Below are 3,835 nucleotides of genomic sequence, written 5' to 3'. Positions count from 1 at the left end.
CCTGGACTGGGAGGGCAGCGACAGGGCCGCACCCGCAGAACACGACTGGGGCGTCGCGCCCCTGGGCGACGACCACGGTGCGCCCACGGGCAGTCTCGCGCCCGCGGGCGACGAACACGGATCGCCCGGTGGCACCGTCGCGCCGCCTCAGGACCGGCGGAGCGACGACATGGCCGAGTCCGCAGGGCAGGAACGGGGCGTCGCGCCCCTGGGCGACGAGCAAGGGTCGCCGAGCGGCGGGCTGGCACCGCTGGGCGACACCGATGGCGCGCCCTCGGGCGGTCTCGCGCCCCTGGGCGACGGCCACGGGGCGCCCATCGGCGGGCTGATGTCCTCCAATACGGGCATCTGGGGAGGATGAGGGCGCAGGTGAATTCGTCTGCGACACTGGTACGGCTATGCCCAAGCCAGGAGAGCTCACCTTCGCCGTCCCCCGTGGTGCCAAGAAGCCGCCGCGGCACCTAGCCGACCTCACCCCCGCCGAGCGCCGCGACGCCGTCGCCGAGCTGGGGGAGAAGCCGTTCCGTGCCGCGCAGCTCTCGCGGCACTACTTCGCGCGCTACGTCACCGACCCGGCCGGCTGGACCGACGTGCCGGCCGGGTCCCGGGCGAAGCTCGCCGAGGGGCTCCTGCCCGAGCTGATGACCGTCGTACGGCATCTGAGCTGCGACGGCGACACCACCCGCAAGACCCTGTGGCGGCTCGTCGACGGCACGCTGGTCGAGTCCGTGCTCATGCGCTACCCCGACCGCGTCACCATGTGCATCTCCTCCCAGGCCGGCTGCGGCATGAACTGCCCGTTCTGCGCCACCGGCCAGGCGGGCCTCACCCGCAACCTGTCCACCGCCGAGATCGTCCACCAGATCGTCGACGGCATGCGCGCCCTGCGGGACGGCGAGGTCCCCGGAGGGCCGGCGCGGCTGTCCAACATCGTCTTCATGGGCATGGGCGAGCCGCTGGCGAACTACAACCGCGTGCTGTCCGCCGTACGCCGCCTCACCGACCCCGAGCCCGACGGCCTCGGGCTCTCCCAGCGCGGCATCACCGTCTCCACCGTCGGCCTCGTGCCCGCCATGCACCGCTTCGCCGACGAGGGCCTGAAGTGCCGCCTCGCGGTGTCCCTGCACGCGCCCGACGACGAGCTGCGCGACACCCTCGTGCCCGTCAACACCCGCTGGAAGGTCCGCGAGGTCCTCGACGCCGCCTGGGAGTACGCCGAGCGCTCCGGCCGCCGCGTCTCCATCGAGTACGCGCTGATCAAGGACATCAACGACCAGGCGTGGCGGGCCGACCTCCTCGGCCGCCTCCTCAAGGGCCGCCGCGCGCACGTCAACCTCATCCCGCTCAACCCCACCCCCGGCTCCAAGTGGACCGCCTCGCGGCCCGAGGACGAGCGGGCGTTCGTCGCCGCCCTGGAGGCCCACGGCGTGCCCGTGACCGTGCGGGACACCCGGGGCCAGGAGATCGAGGGGGCATGCGGGCAGCTCGCCGCCTCCGCGGCCGACGCACCCGCCTGATACCGTTCATATGTACACACCGACAGGGGAGCGCTCGCAGCGCTGAGAGTGCGGCACCGTCCAGGCCGCAGACCCTCGAACCTCGCCCAGGTCATTCTGGGTAGGAAGTTCGGTCGAGACTCTGCTGCTGCCCGGGCTGCCCGCCGCCACGAAAGCAGCCCGATGAAGCGCATCGTCACCACCGCCCTGGCCGCGTCCCTCGCCGTGGGCCTGGCCGCCTGCGGCTCGGACTCCGGCGACGGATCCGGCTCCGGCTCGGGCGACAAGAGCGTCACTCTCGTCACCCACGACTCCTTCGCCGTCTCCGACGACGTGCTGAAGGCGTTCGAGAAGCAGTCCGGGTACACGGTCGACATCCTCAAGGGCAAGGACGCCGGCTCCGCCGTCAACCAGGCCGTCCTGTCCAAGGACAACCCCCAGGGCGACGTCTTCTTCGGCATCGACAACACCCTCCTCTCCCGCGGCCTCGACAACGGGATCTTCACGCCGTACGAGGCGAAGGGGCTGGACCGCATCCCGGAGGAACTCCAGCTCGACGCCGGCGAACACCGCGTCACCCCCGTCGACTACGGCGACGTGTGCGTCAACTACGACCGCGCGTACTTCGAGGAGAAGGACCTCGACCCGCCGCAGACCTTCGACGACCTCGCCGACCCCCGCTACAAGGACCTCCTCGTCACCGAGAACGCCGCCACCTCCTCCCCGGGCCTGGCCTTCCTCCTCGCCACCGCAGACGAATACGGCGACGAGGGCTGGGAGGACTACTGGAGCGAACTGCGCGACAACGGCGTCGAGGTCGTCGACGGCTGGGAGCAGGCGTACTACGAACGCTTCTCCGGCGCCGGCAAGGGCGACAAGCCGCTCGTCGTCTCCTACGCCTCCAGCCCGCCCGTCCTCGACATGGAGTCCAGGCCCGAGGAAGCGACCACCGGCGTGTCCACCGGCACCTGCTTCCGCCAGATCGAGTTCGCCGGCCTCCTCGCGAACGCCGGCAACACCGAAGGCGGCAAGGCCCTCGTCGACTTCCTCATCTCCGAGCGGTTCCAGCAGGACATGCCGCTGAACATGTTCGTCCACCCGGTGCGCGAGAACACCGAACTGCCCGAGGTGTTCACCCGCTACGGCGAGGAGATCGCCGACCCGCACACCCTCGACCCGGCCGTCGTCGACGACAACCGGGAGCAGTGGATCAAGACGTGGACCTCGCTGGTCGTGAAGTAACCCGGGCCGCCGGCGGCGGAAAGGACCCCCGGGCGCGTACGGACACGGGCGCCGGCCGCCGCCGCCGGATACCCGGCGCGGCCGGCAGGCTCGCGCTCATGGCCGTGCCCGCCGCGTTCTTCGCCGTCTTCTTCGCCTACCCCGTCGGCGCCATCGTCGCCCGCGGCCTGCGCGAGGGCGGAAGCTGGCAACTCGGCCGCATCCCCGACGTCCTCGGCGACCCCGACATCCTCGGCATCCTGTGGTTCACCCTCTGGCAGGCCGCCGCCTCCACCGGGCTGACCCTCGTCCTCGCCCTGCCCGCCGCGTACGTCTTCGCCCGCTTCGACTTCCCCGGCAAGCAGCTCCTGCGCGCCCTGGTCACCGTGCCGTTCGTGATGCCCACCGTCGTCGTCGGCTCCGCGTTCCTCGCCCTCACCGGCCGCGGCGGCGTCCTCGACGGCTGGTGGGGCGTCCGCCTGGACACCACCGTGTGGGCCATCCTCCTCGCCCACGTCTTCTTCAACTTCGCCGTCGTCGTACGGACCGTCGGCGGCCTGTGGGCGCAGCTCGACCCCCGTCAGGAAGAAGCCGCCCGCGTGCTCGGCGCCGGCCGCCTCGCCGCCTGGCGGCACGTCACCCTGCCCGCGCTCGGGCCCGCCGTCGCCGCCGCGGCCCTCATGGTCTTCCTCTTCACCTTCACCTCCTTCGGGGTCGTCCAGATCCTCGGCGGCCCCTCCTACGCCACCCTCGAAGTGGAGATCTACCGCCAGACCGCGGACTTCCTCGACCTGCCCACCGCCGCCGTCCTCTCCCTCATCCAACTCGCCGCCGTCGCCGGCGTCCTCGCCGTGCACGCCTGGACCGTACGGCGCCGGGAGACCGCGCTCAGCCTCGTCGCCCCCGAGACCACCGCCCGCCGCCCCCGCGGCGCCGGCGAACGCGCCCTCCTCGGCGGCGTCGTCGCCGTCGCCGCCGTACTGCTCCTCGCGCCGCTCGCCGTCCTCGCCGAACGCTCCTTCGCCACCCCCGACGGCCACGGACTCGCCTTCTACCGCGCACTGCAGGAGAGCGACGGCACCTTCGCCGTCCCGCCGCTGGAAGCCGTCGGCAACTCC

General features: G+C 72.2%; 4 protein-coding genes. All 4 read left to right on the top strand.

Annotation, left to right across the window (positions count from 1 at the left end):
* A partial coding sequence (locus tag H5J30_RS36005) for a hypothetical protein (protein ID WP_220189178.1) occupies nt 1-361 on the top strand: 361 nt, incomplete at its 5' end.
* A gap of 37 nt (nt 362-398) precedes the next feature.
* Nucleotides 399-1,517: a dual-specificity RNA methyltransferase RlmN gene (gene rlmN / locus H5J30_RS21305; RefSeq protein WP_181788997.1), complete on the top strand. Its 1,119-nt coding sequence runs from the start codon at nt 399-401 to the stop codon at nt 1,515-1,517.
* Between the two features lie 162 nt (nt 1,518-1,679).
* Complete coding sequence (locus H5J30_RS21300) at nt 1,680-2,738, top strand: thiamine ABC transporter substrate-binding protein (RefSeq protein WP_181788996.1); 1,059 nt, start codon at nt 1,680-1,682, stop codon at nt 2,736-2,738.
* Nucleotides 2,739-2,836: 98 nt separating this feature from the next.
* A partial coding sequence (locus H5J30_RS21295) for an ABC transporter permease (protein ID WP_181788999.1) occupies nt 2,837-3,835 on the top strand: 999 nt, incomplete at its 3' end.

Origin of the sequence: Streptomyces phytophilus, assembly GCF_013870535.1 — a bacterium.
GTDB lineage: Bacteria > Actinomycetota > Actinomycetes > Streptomycetales > Streptomycetaceae > Streptomyces > Streptomyces phytophilus.
Note: the sequence above shows the minus strand (reverse complement) of the source record. Positions and strands in the feature narration are given on the sequence as shown.

Excerpts from the sequence above, each read along its gene's own strand:
- rlmN (WP_181788997.1), top strand. The coding sequence starts at position 399 with ATGCCCAAGCCAGGAGAGCTCACCTTCGCCGTCCCCCGTGGTGCCAAG.
- H5J30_RS21300 (WP_181788996.1), top strand. The coding sequence starts at position 1,680 with ATGAAGCGCATCGTCACCACCGCCCTGGCCGCGTCCCTCGCCGTGGGC.